The organism is Pseudomonas sp. KU26590 (assembly GCF_026153515.1).
Classification (GTDB): Bacteria; Pseudomonadota; Gammaproteobacteria; order Pseudomonadales; family Pseudomonadaceae; genus Aquipseudomonas.
The window spans coordinates 612,857-637,852 of sequence record NZ_CP110644.1 but is presented as its reverse complement, the minus strand read 5'-3'; the positions used below and the strand labels follow the sequence as shown (position 1 = coordinate 637,852).

Genomic DNA, 24,996 nt, shown 5'->3' with positions numbered 1-24,996 from the left:
TGAGACGGCTTACTGAATCTCGTCCGGTTTGACGATCACCCAGTTCTTGTCCGCCGTGACCGGCAAACCCTCTTTGGCCTGAGCCTCGGCGTTGGTCTTCATCATGCCGTTGAGCTGGGTCATGTACTTGTCCTTGCGATTGACCCACAGATGAACGCCGCCTTTGCTGACGTCGACGCTGTGGAACAGCATGTAACCGTCGCTGGTAGGGGTGTCGCCGCCGACCAGCACCGGTTTTTTCCATTGATCGATGTAGGTCAGAATCGCCGCCTGCTTGCCGGCCATCCAGGTTGCCGGGGTCCACAGGTAAGGCGTCAGCTCAAGGCCGAGGTTGGCTTTCTCATCGTATTTGCCGGCGGTGATCTGCTTGCGCGCGGTGGTCAGTTCGCCTGTCTCGCGGTTCTTCAGCAGCGTGGTCACACCGATGACGTTCTGCGGCTTCACGTTGTAGCCGTACTTGGGATCAGCGGCGACCATGCGCACCAGCTCTTCGGAGGCCGCGGTCATCACATAGACCTCAATGCCGTTTTCCATCAGCTTGTTGTACAGCTCGGCCTGACCGGTGAAGACCTTAGGCGGCTGCACCTCGATGGTCTTGACCACGTCGCCTTCGTAGTACGTGCTCGGCACAGGTTTGCCCGAGGCCATCAGCTCGTCGACGTAGCCTTTGAGTTCCTTGAGGGTGAAGCCGGAGAACACTTGCGCGACCCACGGATAGCAGACCATGTCGTCGATTTCGCAGAGCCGGTAGTAATAGCTGAACAGGCTTTCCTTGTGCTCAGCGGTGTCCTTGAACGGGATGAGCTTGAGGGAAGGATCGAGCGTGTCGCGGGTGATCAGCCCTTTGTTTTCCATGAACGGCAGCAGCGACTCTTCCAGGTCGTAGCGGTAGCTGGTGTTGTCCATGTCGAAAACGGCGAAGTTACCTTTGTTGGCGTTGGCCGCAATCATGGCGTTGAGCTGCTTGGCCGCAGGCGCGGGCCAGTGGGTCAGTTCAGTGGCAAACGCCTGTCCGGCAAGGCCCAGACACAGCGCGGTGGCCAATAATGTTGGTACGAATTTCATGGTGATCTCCTCCCCTTTTTTGGTTCGAGGAGGACCCTAACAAAAAGCCATGACTGTTTCGATGCGTCCGCGACAGTATCCGTTCTCATGGCGTCACCTTGATCGCCATTTGCGACAGATGACAGGAAAACGACGTTTTTGTGACAATGCTTACCCTTCTCAAATCTGTGGGAGCCGGCTTGCTGGTGAAAGCGGCGTGTCAGGCGATTGGTGGATGGCAGACACAACGCAATCGCGGGCAAGCGCGCTCCTACAGTTGACCGCGTTCACCCTGTAGGAGTGAGCTTGCTCGCGATGGCGATATCAGGCCCGTTCCCATACCTCGAAACTGTACGCAGGCTTGTCGTCCAGTGCCGGGTTCTCTGTATTCGAGACCAGCGTCCACTGGCCCTCGTCAAACTCCGGAAACCACGCGTCGCCTTCAGGACTCAACGCCACGCGGGTGAGGTACAGGCGGTCAGCGTGCTCGAGGGCTTGGCCGTAAAGCTGGGCGCCGCCAATCAGCATCACTTCGCTGACACCTTGCTCGCCCGCCCACTCTTCAGCGCGATTCACCGCTGCTTCAAGAGAGGTGAAAACCTCGGCGCCCTCAAGCTGCAAATCCTGTTGGCGCGTGACCACCAGATTCAACCGGCCCGGCAGCGGACGGCCGAGTGAATCCCAGGTCTTGCGACCCATGATGATCGGCTTGCCCAGCGTCGTCGCCTTGAAATATTTGAAGTCCCCCGGCAGGTGCCAGGGCATGGAATTGTCGACGCCTATGACCCGGTTTTCAGCGAGTGCGGCGATCAGGCTCAGCGGGAGATTTTTTTTCATGGCGCGAGGATATCAGAGCGCCCTGCCCCAGCACATTCGCTCGCCACGCGGTCCAAGCACCGATACCCGTTCGCTGCGCGATCGCAGCCACACCGGTTATGCTCACCTACGACTTTACCGACGAGACGCCGCGTGACTGCACTGACTCCCCTTGATGAACTCTGGCTGACCGAAGCCGTGCGCCTGCGTGAAGAACACGCCGGCGCGCTTGAAGATGAGGAAGCCACCCGCCGCGCACGCGCCAGCGGGGGCGATCTGCAAACCCGGATCAAACACCGCGCCCTATGGCTTGCCGAACGTGACGGCATGCTCAAGGCTTTGCACCACTGGAAACAAGGCGCACGCCTTGCGCTGATCCTGCTGGCGGTTTTCGCGGTGGTCAGCGGCGCCGGACTGGCGTTCGCGGCATTGGGCGACGGACAGACGCCCGTCAATGTGTTCTGGGCGTTGGGCAGCCTGCTCGGGCTTAACCTGATTCTGCTGGCAAGCTGGGCCATGGGCCTGCTCTTCGCCGGAGAAAGCACCGCCGGCCTCGGTCGCCTCTGGATGTGGCTGAGCGAGAAACTGGCGCGCGACGCCCAAGCCGCGCAACTGGCCCCCGCGCTGATTTTGCTCCTGCAACGCAGACGTCTGAATCGCTGGGTGCTGGGCATCTGCGTCAACGGCCTGTGGCTGCTCGCCCTGCTCAGCGCCTTGACGCTGCTGCTGTTGCTCATGGCGACAAGGCGCTACGGCTTCGTCTGGGAAACCACGATTCTGGGCAGCGACACCTTTGTCAGCCTGACCCGAGGCCTGGGAGCGATCCCCTCGCTTCTCGGTTTCAGCGTGCCCACCGAGTCGATGATCCGCGCCAGCGGGGACAACGCGCTGGCCATCGAAAACGCACGTCAGGCCTGGGCGGGATGGCTGGTCGGCGTGCTGGTGGTGTTCGGCATTTTGCCGCGTCTGCTGCTGACGACGCTGTGTTACCTGCGTTGGCGCGTGGGTCGACGAGGGTTGGCACTGGATCTGAGTCACCCCGGTTTCGTAGAGCTGCGCGAGCGCCTGATGCCCAGCAGCGAACGGCTGGGCATCAACGATGCAGCGCCTCCTGAGCTTCACGCGGTCACCACCGGTCCGTCGGCGAGCGAAAGCCAGGGCGCGCTGGTAGTCGCCATCGAGCTGGACAATCAGCAGCCGTGGCCGCCCGCGCTTTCCGACAGCGTGGTGAACGCCGGCATTCTCGACTCCCGGGAATCACGGCGTACGCTGCTCGACCAATTGACACGCTATCCGCCCGCGCGCCTTGCCATCGCCTGCGACCCACGTCGCTCGCCGGACCGCGGCAGCCTGGCGTTGATTGCCGAACTCGCGCGATGCGCCACCGCGACGCGCATCTGGCTATTGCCTGCCCCCGCAGGACAGGCTCTGGACGCCGACCGACTGGAAGACTGGCACACGGCGTTGCAGCAGCTTGAACTGACCTGGACCGACAGCGCGCCAGTGACCTGGCTGGAGAGCGGACATGACTGACAAGGACGCGATTCGCCCGCTGAAACTGGCCGTGGTTGGCCACACCAACGTCGGCAAAACCTCGCTGTTGCGCACGCTGACGCGCGATGTCGGCTTCGGCGAAGTCTCCCACCGCCCGAGCACCACCCGGCACGTCGAAGGCGCGCGTTTGTCGGTGGACGGCGAGGCGTTGCTGGAGCTGTACGACACGCCCGGCCTGGAAGACGCCATCGCCCTGATCGACTATCTTGAGCGGCTGGACCGACCCGGCGAACGGCTCGATGGCCCGGCGCGGCTCGGGCGTTTTCTTGAAGGCAGCGAGGCGCGCCAGCGTTTCGAGCAGGAAGCAAAGGTGCTGCGCCAGTTACTCGCCTCCGACGCCGGCCTGTACGTGATCGACGCGCGGGAGCCGGTGCTTGCCAAGTACCGCGACGAGCTTGCCGTGCTTGCCAGTTGCGGCAAACCGTTGCTGCCCGTGCTCAATTTTGTCAGCAGTTCGCAGCAGCGCGAACCGGACTGGCGTGAAGCGCTGGCGCGTCTTGGCCTGCATGCGCTGGTGCGCTTTGACAGCGTCGCCCCGCCCGAAGATGGCGAACGCCGTCTGTATGAAAGCCTCGCCCTGTTGCTGGAAACCTCACGGGGAAGACTTGAGCGTCTTATCGCAGATCAACAGGCGCAGCGTGAAGCCCGCAAGCAGAGCGCAGCCAGACTGATCTCCGAACTGTTGCTGGACTGCGCAGCCTGCCGCCGAAGTGTTGCGACGGATTCCGGTCAGGTGCAGGCCGCCATCGACGATTTGCGCAAAGCCGTGCGCCAGCGCGAACAGCGTTGCGTCGAATCGCTGCTCAAGCTCTACGCGTTTCGTCGTGAAGACGCCTCGGCCAGCGACTTACCGTTAATGGATGGCCGCTGGGGCGATGATTTGTTCAACCCCGAAACCCTGAAGTTGCTTGGCGTGCGCGTGGGTAGCGGTATCGCTGCGGGCGCGGCGGCAGGTGCGGGCGTGGACTTGCTGGTCGGCGGCATCACACTGGGTGCGGCGGCACTGGTCGGCGCGATTGCCGGCGGCGCTCTGCAAACAGCGCGCAGTTACGGCGGCCGGCTGATGGACAAGTTCAAGGGTCAGCGCGAACTGACGGTCGACGATGCGGTGCTGCGACTGTTGGCGCTGCGCCAACGCCAGTTGCTGCAAGCGCTGGAGGTGCGCGGCCATGCTGCAATGGAGAGCATCAAGCTGACCGCCCCGCTGGACAAGACCTGGCGCGAAGGCAAGCTGCCGGAGGCGCTGCACAAGGCGCGGGCGCATCCGCAATGGTCGTCGCTGAATCCGGGGGCAAAGCTGAACCAGAGCGAGCGGCAGGAGCAAGTCGAGGCGTTGGCGAAGACCGTGCTGGTCTGAGATGAGCGGCAGGAATGATCTGCCCGGCAGCAGCCGACAGTCGCTCCGATGATTTTGCGGTAGGGGAATTGCGCGTGGACCGGTATGATCCCGCGCCCGATACACCCGGAAGCACACGCGCATGAAACCCACCTTGATCGCCGCTGCAGAACTCGACCGCATCGAGACCTGGCAGAAATACTCCAGCTATATGTGCGGAGGCTGCGTTTCCAGCTGCTGCACGCTGCCTGTGGAAGTGAAGATCAAGGACCTGATCCGCATAGGCATCGTTGACGAGTTCGAACAGGGTGATAACCCGAAGAACATCGCCAAGCGGTTGCAGAAGGACGGGATCGTCGAGCGCTTCAACCAGAAGTCCGGGATCTTCACCCTCCAGCGCATGAGCAACAACGACTGCCTGTACCTGGATCGCAAGAGCCGTCTGTGCACGATCTACGACAAGCGCCCTGACACCTGCCGCAACCACCCGAAGATCGGCCCGCGCCCGGGTTACTGTGCGTACAAGCCAAAGGAAGTCGTGCGCGAAAGCACCGGCACGCTGAATTCGAACTCCGGCCGGGTGCCGTTGAAGTTCTAAAGCTCTATAGGGGTCGCGTACGCCTTCCCGGCTAAAGCCGGTCCTACCAAAGGCGCGCGGGCTTCAGTGGGACCGGCTTTAGCCGGGAAGACGCCGTTTGGAGCGCCATAGGCTTGCGGCACCGACATCGGCTAAACCAAACCCACACAAACAAAAACGCCCCCGGCCTTTCGACCGGGGGCGTTTTTTTACGGCTGACTAAACGTTAATCAGTTGCCGCTTTTCTTGGCAGCGCGGGTACGCTCGCTTTCGCCAAGAATTTTCTTACGCAGGCGGATCGACTTCGGCGTCACTTCGCACAGTTCGTCTTCTTGAACGAACTCGAGTGCTTGTTCCAGCGTGAAGCGGATAGGCGGAACCAGAGCGATGGTTTCGTCTTTACCGGAAGCACGCATGTTGTCGAGCTTCTTGCCTTTGGTTGGGTTGACGCCCAGGTCGTTGTCGCGGCTGTTGATGCCGACGATCTGACCTTCGTACACGTCTTCGCCGTGACCCAGGAACAGTTTACCGCGAGCTTGCAGGGTTTCCAGCGAGTAAGTCAGAGCCTTACCGGTCGCAACCGAAACCAGCACGCCGTTCTGACGGCCGGACATGTCGCCGGACTTCATCACGTCGTAACGGTCGAAGATCGAGGTCAGGATGCCTGCACCGGAGGTCAGGGTCAGGAACTCGTTACGGAAGCCGATCAGGCCACGTGCCGGGATGTTGTACTCAAGGCGAACACGGCCCTTGCCATCCGGAACCATGTTGGTCAGATCGCCCTTACGGATACCGATCTGTTCCATGATTGCGCCCTGGGACTCTTCCGGCAGGTCGATGGTGACGTTTTCGTACGGTTCGTGCTTGACGCCATCAACCATGCGGATGATCACTTCAGGACGACCAACACCCATTTCGAAGCCTTCGCGACGCATGGTTTCGATCAGTACCGAGAGGTGCAGCTCACCACGGCCCGAGACCTTGAACTTGTCAGCGGTGTCGCCTTCTTCAACGCGCAGAGCAACGTTGTACAGCAGCTCCTTGTCCAGACGCTCTTTGATGTTACGGCTGGTGACGAACTTGCCTTCTCGACCGCAGAAAGGCGAATCGTTGACCTGGAAGGTCATGGATACGGTAGGTTCGTCGACGGTCAGCGGCTTCATCGCTTCAACATTCTGTGGGTCGCACAGGGTGTCGGAGATGAACAGCTCTTCGAAGCCGCTGATGCAGACGATGTCGCCGGCAGCAGCTTCTTCTACGTCTACACGGTGCAGACCGTGGTGACCCATCAGCTTCAGGATACGGCCGTTACGGCGCTTGCCGTTGGCGTCGATCGCCACAACCTGGGTGTTCGGCTTGACCTTGCCACGGGCAATACGGCCAACGCCGATGATGCCCAGGAAGCTGTTGTAGTCCAGTGCCGAGATTTGCATCTGGAACGGACCATCACGGTCGACTTTCGGCGCAGGTACGTTGTCGACGATCGACTGGTACAGCGGCGTCATGTCTTCGGCCATGGCGGTGTGTTCCAGACCGGCAATACCGTTCAGCGCAGAAGCGTAAACGACTTTGAAGTCCAGCTGTTCTTCGGTGGCACCCAGGTTGTCGAACAGATCGAAGATCTGGTCCAGAACCCAGTCCGGACGCGCGCCCGGACGGTCGACCTTGTTGATGACCACGATTGGACGCAGGCCGGCTTCGAACGCCTTCTTGGTCACGAAACGGGTTTGCGGCATAGGGCCGTCTTGAGCGTCGACCAGCAGCAGAACGGAGTCAACCATCGACATCACGCGCTCTACTTCACCACCGAAGTCGGCGTGGCCCGGGGTGTCAACGATGTTGATGTGGTAGCCATTCCAGTTGATCGCGGTGTTCTTCGCGAGAATGGTGATACCGCGCTCTTTTTCCTGGTCGTTGGAGTCCATCACGCGTTCGTCGTTGAGCTCGCCGCGTTCCAGGGTGCCCGATTGACGCAGAAGCTTGTCAACGAGGGTAGTTTTACCGTGGTCAACGTGAGCAATGATGGCGATGTTGCGTAGATTTTCGATCACTTGTGTATCTCGATCAGAGGATTCGGTCAGCTGCCTGATTGTAGGCAGCTATGAACGGTAGAGCCGGCGAAAGCCGTTACGGCTGACGACTGGTGTCGGGGGGCCGGTGACGCAAGCCACAGGCAAACAGCCCCGGGCACTTAGCTCGGTCGATAAACGCGCACATTGGCATGCCCCTCACTGAGCAAATGATGAGCATGCAGGCGACTCATGACGCCTTTGTCGCAATAGAGCAGGTACTGGCGCGTGTCATCCAGTTCCTTGAAACGGCTGTTCAATGCAAAGAACGGCAGCGTTTGTACTTCAACGCCAGCCAGACCCAGCGGGCGGTCTTCAGCGTCATCCGGGTGACGGATGTCGATAACCACTTGCCCGGCCAGTGCCTGACTGACTTCTTCAATCTGAACGTCCTGCCCCAACTCTTCGATCACGCGATCTATCGGTACCAGACGAGCGTTTTCGAGCGCACGCTCAAGCACGGCCATGTCGAACGACTTTTCTTCGTGCTCGACCCGATTGCGCTTGGCGGCGGTCTTCGGATTCACCGAAATCACACCGCAGTATTCGGGCATGTGCCGGGCAAAATCGCCAGTGCCGATCTGATCGGCCAGGTCGATGATGTCCTGCTTGTGACTGGCGATCAGCGGTCGCAAGACCAGCTTCTCTGTCACGCAATCGATGACCGACAGGTTGGGCAGCGTCTGGCTGGACACCTGGGAAATCGCCTCGCCGGTGACCAGCGCGTCGATTTCCAGCCGGTCGGCAATGTTGCTCGCGGCGCGCAACATCATACGCTTCAATACTACGCCCATATGACTGTTATCGACTTTTCCGAGAATTTCTCCCAGAACTTCCTCGAACGGTACGCTGACGAACAGCACTCGCTGGGAGCTGCCGTACTTCTTCCAGATGAAGTGCGCGACTTCCATCACGCCCAGCTCGTGGGCACGTCCGCCCAGATTGAAGAAGCAGAAATGGCTCATCAGGCCACGACGCATGATCTGGTACGCCGCCACGGTGGAGTCAAAACCACCGGACATCAGGATCAGGGTCTGTTCAAGCGAACCCAGCGGATAACCGCCAATGCCGTTGTGCTGGCTGTGGATCACGAACAGACGCTGGTCCCGAATTTCGATTCTGACTTCGACTTCCGGCGCCTTTAGCGAGATGCCGGCGGCGTTGCATTCACGGCGCAGCCTGCTGCCGACGTATTTTTCAACGTCCATCGAGCTGAAGTCGTGATGACCGGCGCGCTTGCAGCGCACCCCGAATATCTTGCCGGGGATTGCATCGCCGAAGTGCAGCTTGCACTTCTCGTAGATGTCGTCCATATCGCCCAGCGGATACTGGTCAACCTGCAGAAAGTGCGTGATGCCAGGCATGCAGCTAAGGCGCACGGTCATCTCGTGCAGGGCTTTAACGTCTTCGACCTTTGTTTCGACCTCAAGGTTGTCCCACACGCCATCCACCACCAACGCCGGGTCCAGATCGCGGAGCACCGTACGGATGTTCTTGGCCAGCTGTTTGATGAAGCGCTTGCGCACAGGCCGGCTTTTGATAGTGATTTCTGGGAAGACTTTGACGATTAATTTCATGAAAACAGCGCGCTAGGTCCCGGTCGAAAAAGGGGGGCGCGGATTATAGCGGAAATTGCTCAAGGTTTAACCAGTTATCGTGCAGCCAATCGTCCGCGCACCAAAACAGCCCTGTATACAATTACTTGGCACTACAACGGTGCGCCCGTTTTCGAATATGCGACGTTTAACACGCTTAAAGGCAGGTATTCCCACGGAAAACCCAACACAGGGCACTGGCATGCAAATTGCTCCCTTGTGAGGCAGGTTGCCTTGGTCGAGTATCGCGCCCGGCATCACCCAAATTGAAGGGCCAACCACTACTCAGGCCCTAATCCACCCCGGAGGACAACATGTCGAAGTCGGTTCAACTCATCAAAGATCATGACGTTAAGTGGATTGATCTGCGCTTCACGGACACCAAAGGCACTCAGCACCACGTGACCATGCCGGCCCGCGATGCGCTGGAAGACGACTTCTTCGAAGTCGGCAAAATGTTCGACGGTTCCTCCATCTCGGGCTGGAAAGGCATCGAAGCCTCCGACATGATCCTGCTGCCGGACGACGAAACCGCCGTCCTGGATCCGTTCACCGAAGAGCCTACCCTGATCCTGGTTTGCGACATCATCGAACCGTCGACCATGCAAGGTTACGATCGCGACCCACGCGCCATCGCTCACCGCGCCGAGGAATACCTGAAGTCGACCGGCATCGGTGACACTGTATTCGCCGGCCCTGAGCCAGAATTCTTCATCTTCGACGAAGTGAAATTCAAGTCCGACATCTCCGGTTCCATGTTCAAGATCTACTCCGAACAAGGTTCGTGGATGTCCGACGCCGATATCGAAGGCGGTAACAAGGGCCACCGTCCAGGCATCAAAGGCGGCTACTTCCCGGTTCCACCGTTCGACCACGACCACGAAATCCGCACCGCAATGTGCAACGCTCTGGAAGAAATGGGCCAGATCGTCGAAGTTCACCACCACGAAGTGGCAACCGCTGGCCAGAACGAAATCGGCGTGAAATTCAACACGCTGGTTAAAAAGGCTGACGAAGTTCAGACCCTGAAATACGTCGTGCACAACGTTGCCGACGCTTATGGCCGCACCGCAACCTTCATGCCCAAGCCTCTGTACGGCGATAACGGTTCGGGTATGCACGTTCACATGTCCATCTCCAAAGATGGCAAGAACACCTTCGCAGGCGAAGGTTATGCCGGCCTGTCCGACACCGCTCTGTACTTCATCGGCGGCATCATCAAGCACGGTAAGGCCCTGAACGGCTTCACCAACCCGGCAACCAACTCGTACAAGCGTCTGGTTCCAGGCTTCGAAGCACCGGTCATGCTGGCCTACTCGGCCCGTAACCGTTCGGCTTCGATCCGTATTCCTTACGTCAACAGCCCTAAAGGCCGTCGTATCGAAGCACGTTTCCCGGACCCGGCAGCCAACCCGTACCTGGCCTTCGCTGCACTGTTGATGGCTGGCCTGGACGGCATCCAGAACAAGATCCACCCTGGCGATGCTGCTGACAAAAACCTGTATGACCTGCCGCCTGAAGAGGCTAAAGAGATCCCACAAGTTTGCGGCAGCCTGAAAGAAGCCCTGGAAGAGCTGGATAAAGGTCGTGCGTTCCTGACCAAAGGCGGCGTGTTCAGCGACGATTTCATCGACGCTTACATCGCGTTGAAATCCGAAGAAGAAATCAAAGTGCGCACCTTCGTACACCCACTGGAATACGAGCTGTACTACAGCTGCTGATCCAGTCGCGCCGGCGAAAGCCGCGTGAACAAGAGGCCTCCTTCGGGAGGCCTTTTTGCAATATGTGGAAAACAAACTTGGATCAAATGGCCTGAACCTCGTCTGCAATCAAACCGGACGTTACTCCACCCTCGAAGTAGCATCCTTGGCATTCACTACTGTATTCCAGCTCCAAACGAACCAGGAGCTAACGAAGGCGGAAACAACCTCTACCCAGCTTTACATTTTTGCGGAATCCCATTCGCACGCCTTTAACCGTGCCACAGTGGTGCCGCTGCTTTCATGCATATCAATTTCTCCGTTCAAGTCCAGTTGAATATGAACCTCAAACCAGCCGGGCGTGATACTCACACAGTGCCTTCGTCCTCCTGTATCTTTCCACCAGTTGAACTCCATAAAATAATCATCGCCCGGGAACAAGTGTCCCACATCATACGCTACACCCCCAGGTTTCATCCCACCCTTATAAATCTCGTCCTGAACATTCCATATATACCTAATCTCTCTTTCACCTTCGGCAGGATACCTAACCGTAACCGATGGCCAAATAGCTTTAAAAATCAGATTGCCAAATAATAAAATCAACAACGCGTAAAAAAACAATCTGAATTTCTTTTTAGGTTTGCTCACATTTATGCACCTGTGCTCCATCCCCCCAAAGAGCTGGCTCAAAGGCCAAAACTTCATCCATAATCAAACCGGCCGTTAATCCACCTTCCCAATATTCTCCAGCCAGCTTAATTCCAATGCTGATGGAGACTCTATCAGCGACATCATCCCACGACCGCAACGAAGTCCGAGGGGTGGCTGTAGCATGAGGCCCCGGAAGCTCCCATTCGTTCCCAGGCTTGTTCCACACCTCTTTTACTTTCCTGAGAGTGTCTGAGGCAATCTGCTCAAGGCCGGCACCGTCCAACAATGCACTTTCGGAAATCCCACCGATAGTCCCTACATACCCATAATGGATGTTCGACCATATATCGTAGTAATAGTCGTACTCACCGTGCTTATGCCAAACACCTCCGAAATTTTTACGGATTATCGGTTTATGATCCCATGGCCGATTCTGCCCCACCCGCTCGGTCCACAACGCAAACGCCTCAGCTTTTTTCCCTAGCTCGATGGCATTGAAGTTAGGCACATGCCCCATCGTCAGATAAAACGGCTGTTCAAAGTATTTTTTGGTCTCTTCTACCGCATCATAACTATTCAACTCCCTCATCTTCAAAACCGAAGGATGCCGAATATTGCCATTCATCTCATCGGCAATGTAACCGGCAAGTTCATGCATACGATCAGGATGAGGACAGCTTGCCGTCACGAGCACCGGTGCGACCGTGAAAGCCGGAGGTTGCTGGGCTGCAAACGGCGACATCGGCGACGCCGAGGATGATGATGTGAAAGGCACCTGCGATGTACGCGCCGTAGCAACTCCAGGTGAGCGCATAGAGGCCGTAGCGCTTTCATAGGTGTCGCTATCTATCGAGTGCAGCAGCTTGGACTTGCATGGACACCCACTAAAACTGTCAAGCGTGCCAGCCACTCGCCGTCCGTGATAGGTAAAGTAATCAATACCGCCAGTAACTTTGTATGTACTGCCGTCCTTGCCGCAGCTCACGGGATCATCTTCACAAATACGCTCGTATCCATTGAGCGTAAAGCTAGGTGAACCCGCCAGAATTTCTCCGCCGCACGAAGTTTTGTCGCCCCGTACAAGAAAATAACCTTCCATTTTTTATTACTCTCCTTTGATGGGTTATACATCCTTCCAACCTGGAGGCGCTGCCCTAAGAACGTGAGTTCGCCTCAGCAGATCTCGCATCGCCGGTATGCAACACAAACCGGAATGCAGCCAAATCCGATTGATTGTCATCCTTGATGAACAGTTAAAGTGTCCTGGCATCCCACCAACCACGTCAGATAACGCTGATACAGAAGGAGGGCTTTTCTGTCAGATACAGTCAGCATCCAAGTAGGTAAATGAACGCCAAGTTAGCGGATAGCGACTAACTGATCTGTGGGACGAATCCGATTTTGTGTGTGATTGAACAAACGTCCTTCGGGATGTCTTTATTGTTACCGAGCGTATTTTTCGGTCGCTATAAATATGTACCGCAGATGGGAATGACGCTTCCGGCAACCTTGTGTTTTCTGCTGTTCAAAAAGCACAAGGATTTCGCTCATGTTCAATATCACCCCCGCTTGCCTGCTGCTGGCAATGATTGCCCTTGGCGGATGCGCCACCGCCCAACCGCCCAGCTCCGTTCCGGTATCAACGGTCGAGTCCACCGTTCTGCTCAAAAGCTCAAGTTCCTGGGATGGAACGGCCTATGACGCCTACCCGGTCGGCAAGCCTGAGCTGACCGTCCTCAACATCAAGATCCCCGCCAACACCGCACTCAAATGGCACGAGCACCCGATGCCCAATGCGGCCTATGTCGTGTCCGGCAATCTCACGGTGGAAACCCGCGAAGGCGGCAAATCGATCCTGCTCAATCCAGGCGATGTGCTGCCTGAAATGGTCGACAGGCAGCATCGTGGCCTGACGGGAAACACCGCAGTGGAGCTCGTCGTTTTTTACGCCGGAACACCGGGAATGCCACTTTCTACCAGCCAAAGTGTTAAACAATGATCGCTTGGTCATACGTGAGGACATAACAATGCTTAAACAGCTCCAACTCGCTGCCTTAGCCTGCGGCCTGATGTCGACCGGCCTTCACGCGGCTCCTGCTCAGCAACCTCCTGCGCAGCTTCAGCCGCTCATCGCGGCCATGGAGCAAAGGCTGGAAATCGCCAATGACGTGGCGCGTAGCAAATGGCACAGCGGCAAGCCGGTGCAGGACAGTGAGCGCGAGCGCCAGGTGATCCAGAACGCCGAATCACGGGCGGGCGAATTCAAGCTGGCCGCAGACGACGTGCGCGATTTCATGACCGCCCAGATGGAAGCCAACAAGATGGTGCAATACGCGCGCATCGAGCAGTGGCGTGAAACCGGACACTCCCCGGAGAAACCCGAATCCAGTCTCACCGATGGCATACGGGGTCGGCTGGATACGCTGCTGCCGGTGTTGATGCAAAGTTACTCGGCGTTTCAGCCTTACCGCAGCGATGCCAAATGCCTAGGGTGGGTGCAGTCGGGAATCCAGCGACAGGCCAGTGATCCTGTCATCGTGACCGCGCTGCAACGGGCCACAGGCGACCTTTGCCGGACCACGGCAGGCCAGTGAGCAGGCGCGCAGATCCGTTTCTCAAATGACACCGTCGATCAGTATTCCTCTATGCTGACCCGTGCCGCGCCATGCATTCAGCGCGGCACCATTGTGGGTTGTCCTGATCGCTGCACTGGAGTGTTCATGCGTCAATGTCTCGCCCTTCTGTTGCTGGTGTTCGCACTGCCCGCCGCCGCGCAGATCTACAAATACACCGATGCCTCCGGGAACACGGCGTACAGCAATCAGCCGCCGAACGGCACCAAAGCCGAAACCGTCGAGTTGCCGCCACTCAACAGCGTGGAGACCGTCGTGCCTGCCGCGCCGCCTCCACTGCCCGCAACCCAGAACCAGAAACAAACCCAGAACCCGCAAAGCACCGCTGTCTATCAGGTGCTCGCGCTGAAAGACCTGCCTCAGGACGAAGCGCTCCGCGCCAACAACGGCTCGTTCACCGTTGGCGTCGCCATAGAGCCTCGTTTACAGCCCGGGCATGTGCTGCAATTGATTGTGGACGGCGCGCCCTACGGCCAGCCCACCAACATTCCGCGGCTGCAGGTCATGGAGCTTGAACGGGGCGAGCACAGCTTTTCGGTTCAAGTGCTGGAGAACCAGCGGTCCATCCAGCAAAGCGAGACGGTCAACCTGACAGTGCAGCGAGTCCATGTCGGCAGACCTTAAACACCTTTGCCGGTTGGCCGTTGCCCTGTGCCTGCTGCTCTGCGTGAGCCAGACCGTTTTGGCCGAGGTGTATACCTACGTCGATGCGGACGGCAATCGGGTCTTCACCGATCAGCCTCACCGCAATGCGAAGAAGGTCGACATTGCGCCGACCAACCGGGTCGACCAGCCCACGAAGGCGCCCAGTCGGGCATCCAAACCGAAGCCAGCGGCGAGTCCCATCTTTCATTACCAGTTGCTGCGCATTCTGGCGCCGGAGCCTGACAGCACGATCCGCGACATCGAGGGCAACCTGAACGTCACCGTCAGCAATGATCCCGAGCTGCAGCCAGATCACTTGTACCGATTACTGCTCGACAGCAAACCCTATGGCGAGCCGACGCGCAGCCCGGTTTTCCCGCTGACGAACATCGACCGTGGCACTCACCAGCTGTCCGTGGAGATCATTGATCAGTACGGGCGAGTGCTGGAGCGAACCCCCAATCAGCCCTTTCACCTGATACGCATCTCTCTGGCCCAGAAGCGACTCGCACAGCCCTGCAAAACCGAAGATTACGGCGTGCGCCCCGAATGCCCCATCAAGGACAAGCCGGAAGAAGAATCGAGCTTCTTTTCGTTTTTCCGCTAAACCCTGCCTGACCGGCTATGCTCTATTATGGTGCGCAACCTGAACGAGGTTTCGTAGAAAAAGCCCATTTTGGTTCGGCCGCTTGGAATCCATGCACTGTCGCCGGGCCTGCCGTCCAAAAAACGCTCGCAATTCCTCTATCCGCGCTTCTTTTCGGAGCCTTGGTTTGGTTTTTGCATTTTGTAATGAATGCGCGAGCACATCACACGTTTCAGCGGTTTCCATACGCTGGCAAAGACCAATCAGCGCCTGCACCCACGGCCCAGTCCGTGTGCATAGAGCCAAAAGAGGTCACCGGGATTCATGACTATCAGCGATGCGTTGCATCGGTTGTTACTCGACAACCTGACCACTGCCACGATTCTGCTCAACTCGGACCTGCGCCTCGAGTACATGAATCCTGCCGCTGAAATGCTGCTGGCCATCAGCGGTCAGCGCAGCCACGGACAATTCATCAGCGAGCTGTTCACCGAATCTGCCGAAGCGCTCAGCTCGCTTCGTCAGGCCGTCGAACAGGCCCATCCGTTTACCAAGCGTGAGGCCATGCTGACCGCTCTGACCGGCCAGACGCTGACGGTCGATTACGCCGTGACGCCGATCCTTTCCCAGGCCGAGACCATGCTGCTGCTGGAAGTCCATCCCCGTGATCGCTTGCTGCGGATCACCAAGGAAGAGGCTCAGCTGTCCAAGCAGGAAACCACCAAAATGCTGGTGCGTGGCCTGGCCCATGAAATCAAGAACCCCCTTGGCGGGATTCGCGGCGCCGCGCAGTTGCTGGCACGTGAGCTGCCGGAGGAGAGCCTCAAGGACTACACCAACGTCATCATCGAAGAGGCCGACCGTCTGCGTAATCTGGTCGACCGCATGCTGGGCTCGAACAAGCTGCCGATGCTGGCGATGACCAACGTGCACGAAGTGCTCGAACGCGTGTGCAGCCTTGTCGAAGCCGAGAGCCAGGGATGCATCACCATCGTGCGCGACTACGATCCGAGCATTCCCGATGTGCTGATTGACCGCGAGCAGATGATTCAGGCGGTGCTCAATATCGTGCGCAATGCCATGCAGGCGATCAGCAGCCAGAACGAGCTGCGTCTGGGCCGCATCAGCCTGCGCACTCGCGCCATGCGCCAGTTCACCATCGGCCACGTGCGCCATCGTCTGGTCAGCAAGATCGAAATCATCGACAACGGCCCCGGCATCCCGCCGGAGCTGCAAGAAACCATTTTTTATCCCATGGTCAGCGGCCGCCCGGATGGCACCGGGCTGGGCCTTGCCATTACCCAGAACATCATCAGCCAGCACCAGGGGCTGATCGAGTGTGATAGCCATCCTGGCCATACAACATTCTCGATCTTCCTGCCGCTGGAACAAGGAGCAGCGTCGACATGAGCCGTAGTGAAACTGTCTGGATCGTCGATGACGACCGTTCCATCCGCTGGGTACTGGAGAAAGCCCTGCAGCAAGAGGGCATGACCACGCAAAGTTTCGACAGCGCCGATGGCGTGATGAGCCGCCTGGCCCGCCAGCAACCGGACGTGATCATTTCCGATATCCGCATGCCCGGTGCCAGCGGCCTGGACTTGCTGGCGCGCATTCGCGAACAGCATCCGCGCCTGCCGGTCATCATCATGACCGCGCATTCGGACCTCGACAGCGCCGTGGCGTCCTATCAGGGCGGTGCCTTCGAGTACCTGCCCAAGCCGTTCGATGTTGACGAAGCCGTTTCGCTGGTCAAACGCGCCAATCAGCACGCTCAGGAGCAGCAAGGCCTGGCCGTTCCGCCCACCCTGACCCGTACCCCGGAAATCATCGGTGAAGCGCCGGCGATGCAGGAGGTGTTTCGCGCCATCGGCCGCTTGAGCCACTCCAATATCACCGTGCTGATCAACGGCGAGTCCGGGACCGGTAAGGAGCTGGTTGCCCACGCCCTGCACCGCCACAGCCCACGTTCGGCGTCGCCGTTCATTGCGCTGAATATGGCCGCGATTCCGAAAGACTTGATGGAGTCCGAGCTGTTCGGCCACGAAAAAGGCGCGTTCACCGGCGCGGCCAACCTGCGGCGCGGGCGTTTCGAGCAGGCCGACGGCGGCACCCTGTTTCTCGATGAAATCGGCGACATGCCGGCCGATACCCAGACCCGACTGCTGCGCGTGCTGGCCGACGGCGAGTTCTACCGGGTGGGCGGACACGTGCCAGTCAAAGTCGACGTGCGCATCATTGCGGCGACTCACCAGAATCTGGAAACCCTGGTCCAGGCCGGCAAGTTCCGCGAGGACTTGTTCCACCGCCTGAACGTGATCCGCATTCATATCCCGCGCATGTCCGACCGTCGCGAAGACATCCCGACACTGGCACGCCACTTCCTCAGCCGCGCTGCGCAGGAACTGGCGGTTGAGCCGAAGCTGCTGAAGACGGAAACCGAGGAATACCTCAAGCACCTGCCGTGGCCGGGCAACGTCCGCCAACTGGAAAACACCTGCCGCTGGATCACGGTGATGGCGTCGGGCCGCGAAGTGCATGTCAGCGATCTGCCGCCCGAACTGCTGAGCCTGCCGCAGGACGCTGCTCCGGTCACCAACTGGGAACAAGCACTGCGCCAATGGGCCGATCAAGCGCTGGCCCGTGGACAATCCAGCCTGCTGGACAGTGCTGTGCCGACGTTCGAACGCATCATGATCGAGACCGCGCTCAAGCACACCGCCGGCCGTCGTCGCGACGCCGCCGTGCTACTGGGCTGGGGCCGCAACACCTTGACCCGCAAGATCAAGGAGCTGGGCATGAAGATTGATGGTGGGGATGACGACGAGGGTGATGAGGGCTGAACGGCTTCAGACCTCGTGTGTTGATGGGCTAGACCAAAAATTGTAGGAGCCGGCTTGCTGGCGAACGGAACACTGTCAACGATAGAAACGTCGCCTGACATGTTGAGTTCGCCAGCAAGCCGGCTCCCGCAGCCCTAGCGTCACTCAGCCGAAGACGGCTTCTCCCACAAGTTGATTCCGCCTTCCACCGCAAACCGGTCGATCTCGGCCAGTTCTTCCTGACTGAACTCAAGATTGTCGAGGGCGCCAACGTTCTCGATGATCTGCTCCGGACGGCTTGCACCGATCAGTGCGGACGTGACGCGCGGATCGCGCAGCGTCCAGGCCAGGGCCATTTGCGCAAGGCTCTGACCACGACGCTTGGCAATCTCGTTCAGCGCACGCACGTGCTCGATGTTCTGCTCCGACAAATGCGCCGCCTGGAGCGAGCCGCCACCGGGACGGTTGACTCGTGCATCCTTAGGAATGCCGTTCAGGTATTTATCCGAGAGCAGACCTTGGGCCAGTGCGGTGAACGCGATGACGCCCGAGCCGAGTTCTTCGGTGGTGTCCAGCAGGTCTTTTTCGACCCAGCGATTGAGCAGGTTATAAGCCGGCTGATGAATCAGCAGCGGCACTTTCCACTCCTTCAGCAGGCCTGCGATTTCCCGGGTTTTGGCGCCCGAATACGACGAAATCCCGATATACAGCGCTTTGCCCTGCTGCACGGCAGTGGCCAGTGCGCTCGCGGTTTCTTCCAGCGGGGTGTCCGGGTCGAAGCGGTGGGAATAGAAAATATCAACGTAGTCCAGGCCCATGCGCTGCAGGCTCTGGTCGAGGCTGGCGAGCACGTACTTGCGCGATCCGCCGCCCTGACCGTAAGGCCCCGGCCACATGTCCCAGCCGGCTTTGCTGGAAATAATCAGCTCGTCGCGGTACTGCCTGAAGTCTTCTTTGAGCAGGCGGCCGAAGTTGATCTCGGCACTGCCGTAGGGCGGGCCATAGTTGTTGGCGAGGTCGAAGTGGTTGATACCCAGATCGAAGGCCGTGCGCAGCATGGCGCGCTGGGTGTCGATCGGCGTGCTGTCGCCGAAGTTGTGCCAAAGCCCCATGGAGAGCGCTGGCAACACCAGGCCACTGCGGCCTACGCGACGATAGGGAATGCGTTCATAACGGTTTTCGGCAGCGATGTAAGTCATCCAGTCCTCTCTTTCTTGTATGGAAGTCAGGTCACATAACGAACCCGTGAGATTACTCGGATTTCCGTACGGTGAGGGGGTTCAAGCAAGTGGACGAATGCCACCCCTTCAGTGCAGGTAGGCAGCGATGCGCCTTCTATTGTTCGCTTTGATCGAACAACGAAGGCATTTTTGGGGCATTTATCAGGGCGCCCTGGCGTGTGAAGCTGCATGCACTTTCACATGAATCGGAGACTCACCATGACGCAGTCAACGCCAGACACCCCTCGCCCTGTCGCCATCGTCACCGGTGCCTCCCGTGGCATCGGCGCGCAAATAGCGCGGCGGTTGAGCCGTGACGGCTTTGCGGTGGTCGTGAATTACGCCAGCAGCGCGGCAGAGGCCAACGCCCTGGTTGCGCAGCTCCATGCCGATGGGGGTCAGGCCATCGCGATCAAGGCTGACGTTGCCAAGGCCGACGAAGTCCGTGCGTTGTTCGAGCAAACGGAAACGCAGTTGGGCAAGGTGGATGTGTTGGTCAATAACGCGGGCGTCATGAAGGCCTTGCCGCTGGCAGACACCAGCGATGAGCAGTTCGATCAGGCGTTTAATATCAATACCCGAGGCACCTTCAACACGCTGCGTGAAGCGGGCGCCCGGATGAACGATGGAGGCCGCATCATCAATTTCTCCACCACTGCGCTGGCGTTGAACCTGCCGGGCTACGCGATTTATAACGCGACCAAGGCGGCGGTCGAGGCCTTCACCCATGTGTTCGCCAAGGAGTTACGCGGGCGGAATATCACCGTGAATGCGGTTGCACCGGGGCCGGTGGCCACCGAGCTGTTCCTGCAAGGCAAAAGCGAGGAGCAAATCCAGCACTTCGCCAACATGCCGCCGTTGCAGCGGCTGGGGCAGCCGGAAGACATCGCCAGCGTCGTGTCCTTCCTTGCCGGCCCGGATTCAGGCTGGGTGAATGGTCAGGTGCTGCGAGCCAATGGTGGGTTGGCGTAAAAAACGAGGCTGTAGAAGCGCGCGTGCCCGCGAAGATTTCGTGTCAGTCCCCGGTGAGGTGACCGACACGACGCCGTCGCGGGCACGCGTGTTCTTACAAAACAATCAGCCTCAACGCACCAGGTGCAGGAACTGCATATGGCGTTCGTACTGGTCGAGGATGTCGTTGATGACCTGTTCCTTGGTGTAGCCCACCAGGTCGTAGTCCTGACTCCCTTCGCTCAAATGCACTTCGGCGCGGTAGTAGCGGCGGTTGTTCAGCTGCTTGGAGCCCATGCCGCCGCGTGCGAAGGACGGCGTGAAGTAGCCACGCATGGTCACCTGGTACACGAACGGACGCTCTTCACCGTGGCCGATTTCCAGGCCCACGGTGTCGTTGGCCGGATCCGGCTGGGTCACGACGGTCAGGCCCTTCTCGACGAACACTGCCGTCACTTCTTCAATCGCCGGGCGCACGGTCTGATCCAGGAAGCGGTAAACCTCATCGCGCGACGGGAATGCCACCGCCTGGGTCAGACGCTGACGCCAGCCGCCACGCCGAGCTCCGGAAACCGGTGCCAGTGAATACAGCTGCGCGATTTTGCGCTGGGATTCCATGTAGAACGCCTTGTGCAGCCCCCACATCATCAGCAGCAGAATCAGCGAGAATGGCAACGAAGTCAGCACCACCGCAGACTTCAGCGCATCGATGCTGCCCGAGAACAGCAGGCCGCTGGTGATCAGCGCGGTCATCACGCCCCAGAACACGCGCAACCATTTCGGGCCGTCTTCGTCCGGGCTGCCGCCTTTGGCGGACAGCGTCGACAGCACCACGGTGCCGGAGTCGGCCGAGGTTACGAAGAACACGAAGCTAATGAACACTGTTACGGCAATGACCGTCCGGCTCCACGGATAGGTTTGGAGCATCAGGTACAGGGTCATCGAGGGATCGTCGATGGCCGACTGGCCCAATGCAGCCATCCCGTGGTTCAGCACCAGGTCGATTGCGCTGTTACCGAAGATCGACATCCAGGCCAACGTAAAGCCCAACGGGATCAGCAGCACGCCACAGACGAATTCACGAATGGTGCGGCCACGGGAGATACGCGCAATGAACAGACCCACGAACGGCGACCAGGCAATCCACCACGCCCAATAGAACACGGTCCAGCCGCCCAGCCAGTCACTCGGGCCGTCGTACGCATACACGTCGAAGCTCTTGACCGGCAATGCGCCGAGGTAATCGCCGATGTTCTGCACCAGCGTATTAAGCAGGTGCTGCGTGGGTCCGGCAAACAACACGAACAGCAGCAGCGCGCAGGCCAGCAGCATGTTGATGTCGGACATGACGCGCACGCCCTTGTCGACGCCCGCGATGGCCACCAGGATGGCCGCGCCCATCATCAGGGTAATCAGACCGACCTGAATCCATTGGGTGTGCGGCACGTTGAACAGGTAGTCCAGCCCGGAATTCAGGTGCAGTACGCCAAAGCCCATGTCGGCGCCGAGGCCGAAGATGGTGGCGATGATGCCGAAGCCGTCGACCGCATAGCCGATCGGGCCGTTGATGCGCTTGCCAATCATCGGATACAGCGCTGAACGCAATGCCAGCGGCAGGTTATGGCGATACGCGAAGTAGGCCAGCGCCATGCCGACGAACGCGAACACGCCCCAACCGTGCAGGCCCCAATGCAGAAACAGCAGCTGCATGGCCTGACGCGCCGATTGGGTGGTCCCGCCTTCGCCTTGCGGCGGCGCCAGCATGTGGGTCAATGGTTCGGACACACAGAAGAAGAACAGCGTGATGCTGATCCCGGCAGCGAACAGCATGCCAGCCCAGGACAGGTAGCTGAACTCGGGTTCGTCGTGGTCAGCGCCAAGCTTGATCTTGCCGTAGCCTGAAATCGCGGTGACAACCACAAACAGCAGATACAGGGTCATGGCCAGCATGTAGTACCAGCCAACGGTGTTGGCGGCCCAGTTCTGCGCGGCGAGCAACCAGGCGCCCGATGCTTCCGGGAAGGCGACGACCACCAGTCCGAAGATCAGAATGAAGCTGGCGGCAAAGTAGAAAACAGGGCCGTTCATGCGAACGGGCGAGCTGCTTGGAGCGCTTGAATTATTCATATGAATACCGCCGCGCGGGCGAGGGGATCGATCATGCAACGTGTATGCGGCAAAGGTAGGCCTCCTGAGATCAGCGGGCAGCGAACCACCGGTTTAACTTGATTGAACGTTCAATTAAAGCACGAAAAGACCGCCAGAGACTAATGCACAGTGGCGTGACGCTCTCTCAGGCGAGGGTAGGACGGACGACGAAAGCCTTTCGTTCCGTGGGTTTTGGAGGGTTTTTAGAGCGATGAAGAAATTGTGGGAGGCATCAGCGATATGACGACTGACGCCTTTCCGGCTAAAGCCAGTCCTACGAAGCGTACGCGATCGATTCGTGGGACCGGCTTCAGCCGGGAAGAGGCCAGTGTGCGCGCCGTTGGATTTGGGATATGAACGGCTACTTCGGACAGCCGTCCTCGTGCTGAAGACTCGCCTGATTGACGTTGCTGCCCGCCGGGACGCCGCGGGTCAGCCACACGTTGCCGCCGATGGTCGAGCCCTTGCCAATGGTGATGCGACCCAGAATTGTGGCACCGGCATAGATCACTACGTCGTCTTCGACGATCGGGTGGCGCGCATGGCCTTTCAGCAACTGACCATCCTCATCGGACGGGAAGCGTTTGGCGCCCAGCGTGACGGCCTGATAAATGCGCACGCGCTCGCCGATGATTGCCGTCTCGCCAATCACCACGCCTGTTCCGTGATCAATAAAGAAGCTCGGGCCGATTTGCGCGCCGGGATGGATGTCGATGCCGGTCGCAGAATGGGCGAGTTCGGCGCTGATGCGCGCCAGCAGCGGCAAACCGTTGTGATAAAGATGATGGGCCAGACGGTGGTGAATCACCGCCAGAATGCCCGGGTAGCAGAGCAGCACCTCGTCAACACTGCGCGCGGCGGGGTCACCGTGATACGCCGCCAGCACGTCAGTGTCGAGGATGCGGCGAATCGTCGGCAGCGCACTGGCGAAATCCTGAATCAGCCGTTCCGCATGCACATCCGCGCAACTGGCATCCTGGCCTTTCTGCCGGGCGGCGTAGCGCAGCTCAAGCCGCGCTTGATCGAGCAACGAATTCAGCGCCACGTCGAGGGTATGCCCAACGTAGAAGTCCTCGCTCTCTTCGCGCAGGTCCACCGGGCCCAGCCGCATCGGAAACAGCGCGCCGCACAGCGCATCGAGAATGTCGCGCATGGCTTCGCGCGAAGGCAGCTCGCGGCCGCCCTTCTCTCCGCTGATTCGGCCGTTGCTGGTACGCCAGTCATCACGCGCGGCGCGCAATTCACCCACAATCCGCTGCAACTGCCAGTGGCCGGTCACGCCCTCGGCGCAGGATTCCGGGGACAGGTCGGGAATAGTGCTCACGCAGATTTCTCCTCAATTCAACGGCGAGTCAGGCTGTAACGGCCGAAGTGGAATCACTCTACGACATCCCTTCGCGGCAAAAAAATAACTATTTTTGTGGGGCTTCTGCTCAGGGGATGAAGGACGGCGGGCGGTTGCCCTGTGGGAAACGTCTGCCTATAGTCCTGCGACTCAATTGCAGACCTGTCGACGCCACCATGATCAAACAACAGCTCGCCCGTTTTAATCGTCTGGAATTGCTCGTCGGCCCGACGCCCTTTGAAAAGCTCGAACGCCTTTCGACCTGGGCCGGCCGCGACATTTACGTGAAACGCGACGACATCACGCCGTTGGCCATGGGCGGCAACAAGCTGCGCAAGCTGGAATACCTCGCGGCCGATGCCCTTGCTCAAGGGTGTGACACGCTGATCACCGCGGGCGCCATTCAGTCCAACCACGTGCGTCAGACGGCTGCTCTCGCCGCCCGCCTCGGCCTGGGCTGTGTCGCGCTGCTGGAAAACCCGATTGCGACCGACGACAGCAATTACCTGGGCAACGGCAATCGCCTGTTGCTGGACTTGTTCGATGCCAAGGTCGAGTTGGTCGAAAACCTCGACAACGCCGAGGAGCAACTGCAGGCCCTCGCCAGCCGACTGCGTCTGAGCGGCAAGAAGCCGTACCTGGTGCCGATCGGCGGTTCGAACGCCCTCGGCGCACTGGGTTATGTGCAGGCCGGTTTTGAACTGGCCGAGCAAATCAAGCAAAGCGGACTGTCATTCGCAGCCGTCGTGCTCGCGTCGGGCAGTGCCGGCACTCACAGCGGGCTGGCTTTGGCCCTGGCGGAAGAACTGCCCGAGCTGCCGGTGATTGGTGTGACCGTGTCGCGCCCGGAAGAAACCCAGGCGCCCAAGGTTCAGCGCCTGGCCGAGCAAACCGTCGAGCTGCTGGGCGAATCATTGCCCGCCGCGTTCAAGGTGCAGCTGTGGGATGAATACTTTGGCCCACGGTACGGCGAGCCAAATGCCGGCACGTTGGCGGCGATCCGGCTGGTGGCCAGTCATGAAGGGCTGTTGCTGGACCCGGTTTACACCGGCAAGGCCATGGCCGGACTGCTCGACGGCATTGGCCGGCAGCGCTTCGAAGACGGCCCGATCGTCTTTCTCCACACTGGCGGCGCGCCTGCGTTGTTCGCGTACAAGGACGTCTTTTCAGCGGAGTAGAGCGTACATTCCGCTCTGCTCGAAGGACGATGCGAACGTCATATTCTAAAAACTGATAAGCAATCCGCTTTTAATTATTTTTCATCGCTTGGTTCCGGTCATATGATCGCCGCCAGCCGGCGC

The 24,996-nt window shown here is 59.2% G+C and carries 21 protein-coding genes; 12 read left to right on the top strand and 9 right to left on the bottom strand.

Annotated features, from left to right (window positions below; genetic code table 11):
- Positions 1–9: 9 nt before the first annotated feature.
- Together OKW98_RS02915 and OKW98_RS02910 are read right to left on the bottom strand one after the other, a co-directional pair.
- Complete coding sequence (locus tag OKW98_RS02915; protein WP_265387903.1) at positions 10–1,065, bottom strand: haloacid dehalogenase-like hydrolase; 1,056 nt, start codon at positions 1,063–1,065, stop codon at positions 10–12.
- Positions 1,066–1,368: 303 nt separating this feature from the next.
- Positions 1,369–1,881: a dihydrofolate reductase gene (locus OKW98_RS02910; RefSeq protein ID WP_265387902.1), complete on the bottom strand. Its 513-nt coding sequence runs from the start codon at positions 1,879–1,881 to the stop codon at positions 1,369–1,371.
- A 132-nt stretch (positions 1,882–2,013) separates the two neighbouring features.
- Here OKW98_RS02910 and OKW98_RS02905 point away from each other — a divergent pair, with 132 nt between their 5' ends.
- The 3 genes from OKW98_RS02905 (at position 2,014) to OKW98_RS02895 (ending at position 5,348) form a co-directional block, all read left to right on the top strand.
- Entirely contained in the window at positions 2,014–3,393 is a 1,380-nt protein-coding gene (locus tag OKW98_RS02905; RefSeq protein ID WP_265387901.1) for a DUF2868 domain-containing protein, read from the top strand.
- Positions 3,386–4,771 (top strand): GTPase/DUF3482 domain-containing protein, encoded by a 1,386-nt coding sequence (locus tag OKW98_RS02900; RefSeq protein WP_265387900.1) that lies wholly within the window; start codon positions 3,386–3,388, stop codon positions 4,769–4,771. The genes OKW98_RS02905 and OKW98_RS02900 overlap by 8 nt, the downstream gene beginning before the upstream one ends.
- A 121-nt stretch (positions 4,772–4,892) precedes the next feature.
- Positions 4,893–5,348, top strand: coding sequence for a YkgJ family cysteine cluster protein (locus OKW98_RS02895; protein WP_074890161.1), 456 nt, complete (start codon positions 4,893–4,895; stop codon positions 5,346–5,348).
- 209 nt (positions 5,349–5,557) lie between these two features.
- Here the strand turns inward: OKW98_RS02895 and typA are convergent, their stop codons facing one another.
- The gene (typA, locus tag OKW98_RS02890; RefSeq protein WP_133752346.1) at positions 5,558–7,378 is read right to left on the bottom strand and encodes a translational GTPase TypA; all 1,821 of its coding nucleotides are present in this window, start codon (positions 7,376–7,378) and stop codon (positions 5,558–5,560) included.
- Positions 7,379–7,518: 140 nt separating this feature from the next.
- Entirely contained in the window at positions 7,519–8,973 is a 1,455-nt protein-coding gene (gene thiI / locus OKW98_RS02885; RefSeq protein WP_265387899.1) for a tRNA uracil 4-sulfurtransferase ThiI, read from the bottom strand.
- A gap of 332 nt (positions 8,974–9,305) precedes the next feature.
- Between thiI and glnA the strand changes: the two genes are divergently transcribed.
- Positions 9,306–10,712, top strand: a complete 1,407-nt coding sequence (gene glnA / locus OKW98_RS02880; RefSeq protein ID WP_265387898.1) for a glutamate--ammonia ligase — start codon at positions 9,306–9,308, stop codon at positions 10,710–10,712.
- Between the two features lie 219 nt (positions 10,713–10,931).
- Here the strand turns inward: glnA and OKW98_RS02875 are convergent, their stop codons facing one another.
- A complete protein-coding gene (locus tag OKW98_RS02875) occupies positions 10,932–11,342 on the bottom strand; it encodes a hypothetical protein (protein ID WP_265387897.1) in 411 nt (136 codons plus the stop codon).
- Positions 11,329–12,444 (bottom strand): polymorphic toxin type 44 domain-containing protein, encoded by a 1,116-nt coding sequence (locus OKW98_RS02870; RefSeq protein WP_265387896.1) that lies wholly within the window; start codon positions 12,442–12,444, stop codon positions 11,329–11,331. The genes OKW98_RS02875 and OKW98_RS02870 overlap by 14 nt, the downstream gene beginning before the upstream one ends.
- Before the next feature lie 450 nt (positions 12,445–12,894).
- Between OKW98_RS02870 and OKW98_RS02865 the strand changes: the two genes are divergently transcribed.
- From OKW98_RS02865 to ntrC, 6 genes are all read left to right on the top strand, one after another.
- Positions 12,895–13,344, top strand: a complete 450-nt coding sequence (locus OKW98_RS02865) for a cupin domain-containing protein (protein WP_265387895.1) — start codon at positions 12,895–12,897, stop codon at positions 13,342–13,344.
- 28 nt (positions 13,345–13,372) lie between these two features.
- Positions 13,373–13,939, top strand: a complete 567-nt coding sequence (locus OKW98_RS02860) for a chorismate mutase (protein WP_265387894.1) — start codon at positions 13,373–13,375, stop codon at positions 13,937–13,939.
- A gap of 126 nt (positions 13,940–14,065) precedes the next feature.
- Positions 14,066–14,602 carry a DUF4124 domain-containing protein gene (locus OKW98_RS02855; RefSeq protein WP_265387893.1) on the top strand — a complete coding sequence of 179 codons (537 nt, stop codon included), beginning with the start codon at positions 14,066–14,068 and terminating at the stop codon, positions 14,600–14,602.
- Complete coding sequence (locus OKW98_RS02850) at positions 14,586–15,230, top strand: DUF4124 domain-containing protein (protein ID WP_265387892.1); 645 nt, start codon at positions 14,586–14,588, stop codon at positions 15,228–15,230. Before OKW98_RS02855 ends, OKW98_RS02850 begins: the two co-directional genes overlap by 17 nt.
- Before the next feature lie 303 nt (positions 15,231–15,533).
- The gene (gene glnL, locus OKW98_RS02845; RefSeq protein WP_074890143.1) at positions 15,534–16,619 is read left to right on the top strand and encodes a nitrogen regulation protein NR(II); all 1,086 of its coding nucleotides are present in this window, start codon (positions 15,534–15,536) and stop codon (positions 16,617–16,619) included.
- A complete protein-coding gene (gene ntrC / locus OKW98_RS02840; RefSeq protein WP_265387891.1) occupies positions 16,616–18,052 on the top strand; it encodes a nitrogen regulation protein NR(I) in 1,437 nt (478 codons plus the stop codon). The genes glnL and ntrC overlap by 4 nt, the downstream gene beginning before the upstream one ends.
- Positions 18,053–18,192: 140 nt before the next feature.
- On the opposite strand, the gene mgrA is transcribed toward ntrC, so the two are convergent.
- The gene (gene mgrA / locus OKW98_RS02835) at positions 18,193–19,230 is read right to left on the bottom strand and encodes an L-glyceraldehyde 3-phosphate reductase (protein WP_265387890.1); all 1,038 of its coding nucleotides are present in this window, start codon (positions 19,228–19,230) and stop codon (positions 18,193–18,195) included.
- A 240-nt stretch (positions 19,231–19,470) separates the two neighbouring features.
- On the opposite strand from mgrA, the gene OKW98_RS02830 reads away from it, so the two are divergent.
- Positions 19,471–20,223: an SDR family oxidoreductase gene (locus OKW98_RS02830; protein ID WP_265387889.1), complete on the top strand. Its 753-nt coding sequence runs from the start codon at positions 19,471–19,473 to the stop codon at positions 20,221–20,223.
- Between the two features lie 111 nt (positions 20,224–20,334).
- On the opposite strand, the gene betT is transcribed toward OKW98_RS02830, so the two are convergent.
- Both betT and epsC read right to left on the bottom strand, forming a co-directional pair.
- Positions 20,335–22,290: a choline transporter BetT gene (betT, locus tag OKW98_RS02825; protein ID WP_265389634.1), complete on the bottom strand. Its 1,956-nt coding sequence runs from the start codon at positions 22,288–22,290 to the stop codon at positions 20,335–20,337.
- A 421-nt stretch (positions 22,291–22,711) separates the two neighbouring features.
- On the bottom strand, positions 22,712–23,656 hold the full coding sequence (gene epsC, locus OKW98_RS02820) for a serine O-acetyltransferase EpsC (RefSeq protein WP_416148415.1): 945 nt from the start codon (positions 23,654–23,656) through the stop codon (positions 22,712–22,714).
- 215 nt (positions 23,657–23,871) lie between these two features.
- Between epsC and OKW98_RS02815 the strand changes: the two genes are divergently transcribed.
- A complete protein-coding gene (locus OKW98_RS02815) occupies positions 23,872–24,873 on the top strand; it encodes a D-cysteine desulfhydrase (protein ID WP_265387888.1) in 1,002 nt (333 codons plus the stop codon).
- Positions 24,874–24,996: the final 123 nt, after the last annotated feature.

Excerpts from the sequence above, each read along its gene's own strand:
- OKW98_RS02850 (WP_265387892.1), top strand. The coding sequence starts at position 14,586 with ATGTCGGCAGACCTTAAACACCTTTGCCGGTTGGCCGTTGCCCTGTGC.
- thiI (WP_265387899.1), bottom strand. The coding sequence starts at position 8,973 with ATGAAATTAATCGTCAAAGTCTTCCCAGAAATCACTATCAAAAGCCGG.
- glnL (WP_074890143.1), top strand. The coding sequence starts at position 15,534 with ATGACTATCAGCGATGCGTTGCATCGGTTGTTACTCGACAACCTGACC.
- betT (WP_265389634.1), bottom strand. The coding sequence starts at position 22,290 with ATGAACGGCCCTGTTTTCTACTTTGCCGCCAGCTTCATTCTGATCTTC.
- ntrC (WP_265387891.1), top strand. The coding sequence starts at position 16,616 with ATGAGCCGTAGTGAAACTGTCTGGATCGTCGATGACGACCGTTCCATC.
- OKW98_RS02815 (WP_265387888.1), top strand. The coding sequence starts at position 23,872 with ATGATCAAACAACAGCTCGCCCGTTTTAATCGTCTGGAATTGCTCGTC.
- glnA (WP_265387898.1), top strand. The coding sequence starts at position 9,306 with ATGTCGAAGTCGGTTCAACTCATCAAAGATCATGACGTTAAGTGGATT.
- OKW98_RS02900 (WP_265387900.1), top strand. The coding sequence starts at position 3,386 with ATGACTGACAAGGACGCGATTCGCCCGCTGAAACTGGCCGTGGTTGGC.
- OKW98_RS02870 (WP_265387896.1), bottom strand. The coding sequence starts at position 12,444 with ATGGAAGGTTATTTTCTTGTACGGGGCGACAAAACTTCGTGCGGCGGA.
- OKW98_RS02895 (WP_074890161.1), top strand. The coding sequence starts at position 4,893 with ATGAAACCCACCTTGATCGCCGCTGCAGAACTCGACCGCATCGAGACC.
- OKW98_RS02830 (WP_265387889.1), top strand. The coding sequence starts at position 19,471 with ATGACGCAGTCAACGCCAGACACCCCTCGCCCTGTCGCCATCGTCACC.
- OKW98_RS02910 (WP_265387902.1), bottom strand. The coding sequence starts at position 1,881 with ATGAAAAAAAATCTCCCGCTGAGCCTGATCGCCGCACTCGCTGAAAAC.
- OKW98_RS02865 (WP_265387895.1), top strand. The coding sequence starts at position 12,895 with ATGTTCAATATCACCCCCGCTTGCCTGCTGCTGGCAATGATTGCCCTT.
- OKW98_RS02915 (WP_265387903.1), bottom strand. The coding sequence starts at position 1,065 with ATGAAATTCGTACCAACATTATTGGCCACCGCGCTGTGTCTGGGCCTT.
- OKW98_RS02860 (WP_265387894.1), top strand. The coding sequence starts at position 13,373 with ATGCTTAAACAGCTCCAACTCGCTGCCTTAGCCTGCGGCCTGATGTCG.
- mgrA (WP_265387890.1), bottom strand. The coding sequence starts at position 19,230 with ATGACTTACATCGCTGCCGAAAACCGTTATGAACGCATTCCCTATCGT.
- OKW98_RS02855 (WP_265387893.1), top strand. The coding sequence starts at position 14,066 with ATGCGTCAATGTCTCGCCCTTCTGTTGCTGGTGTTCGCACTGCCCGCC.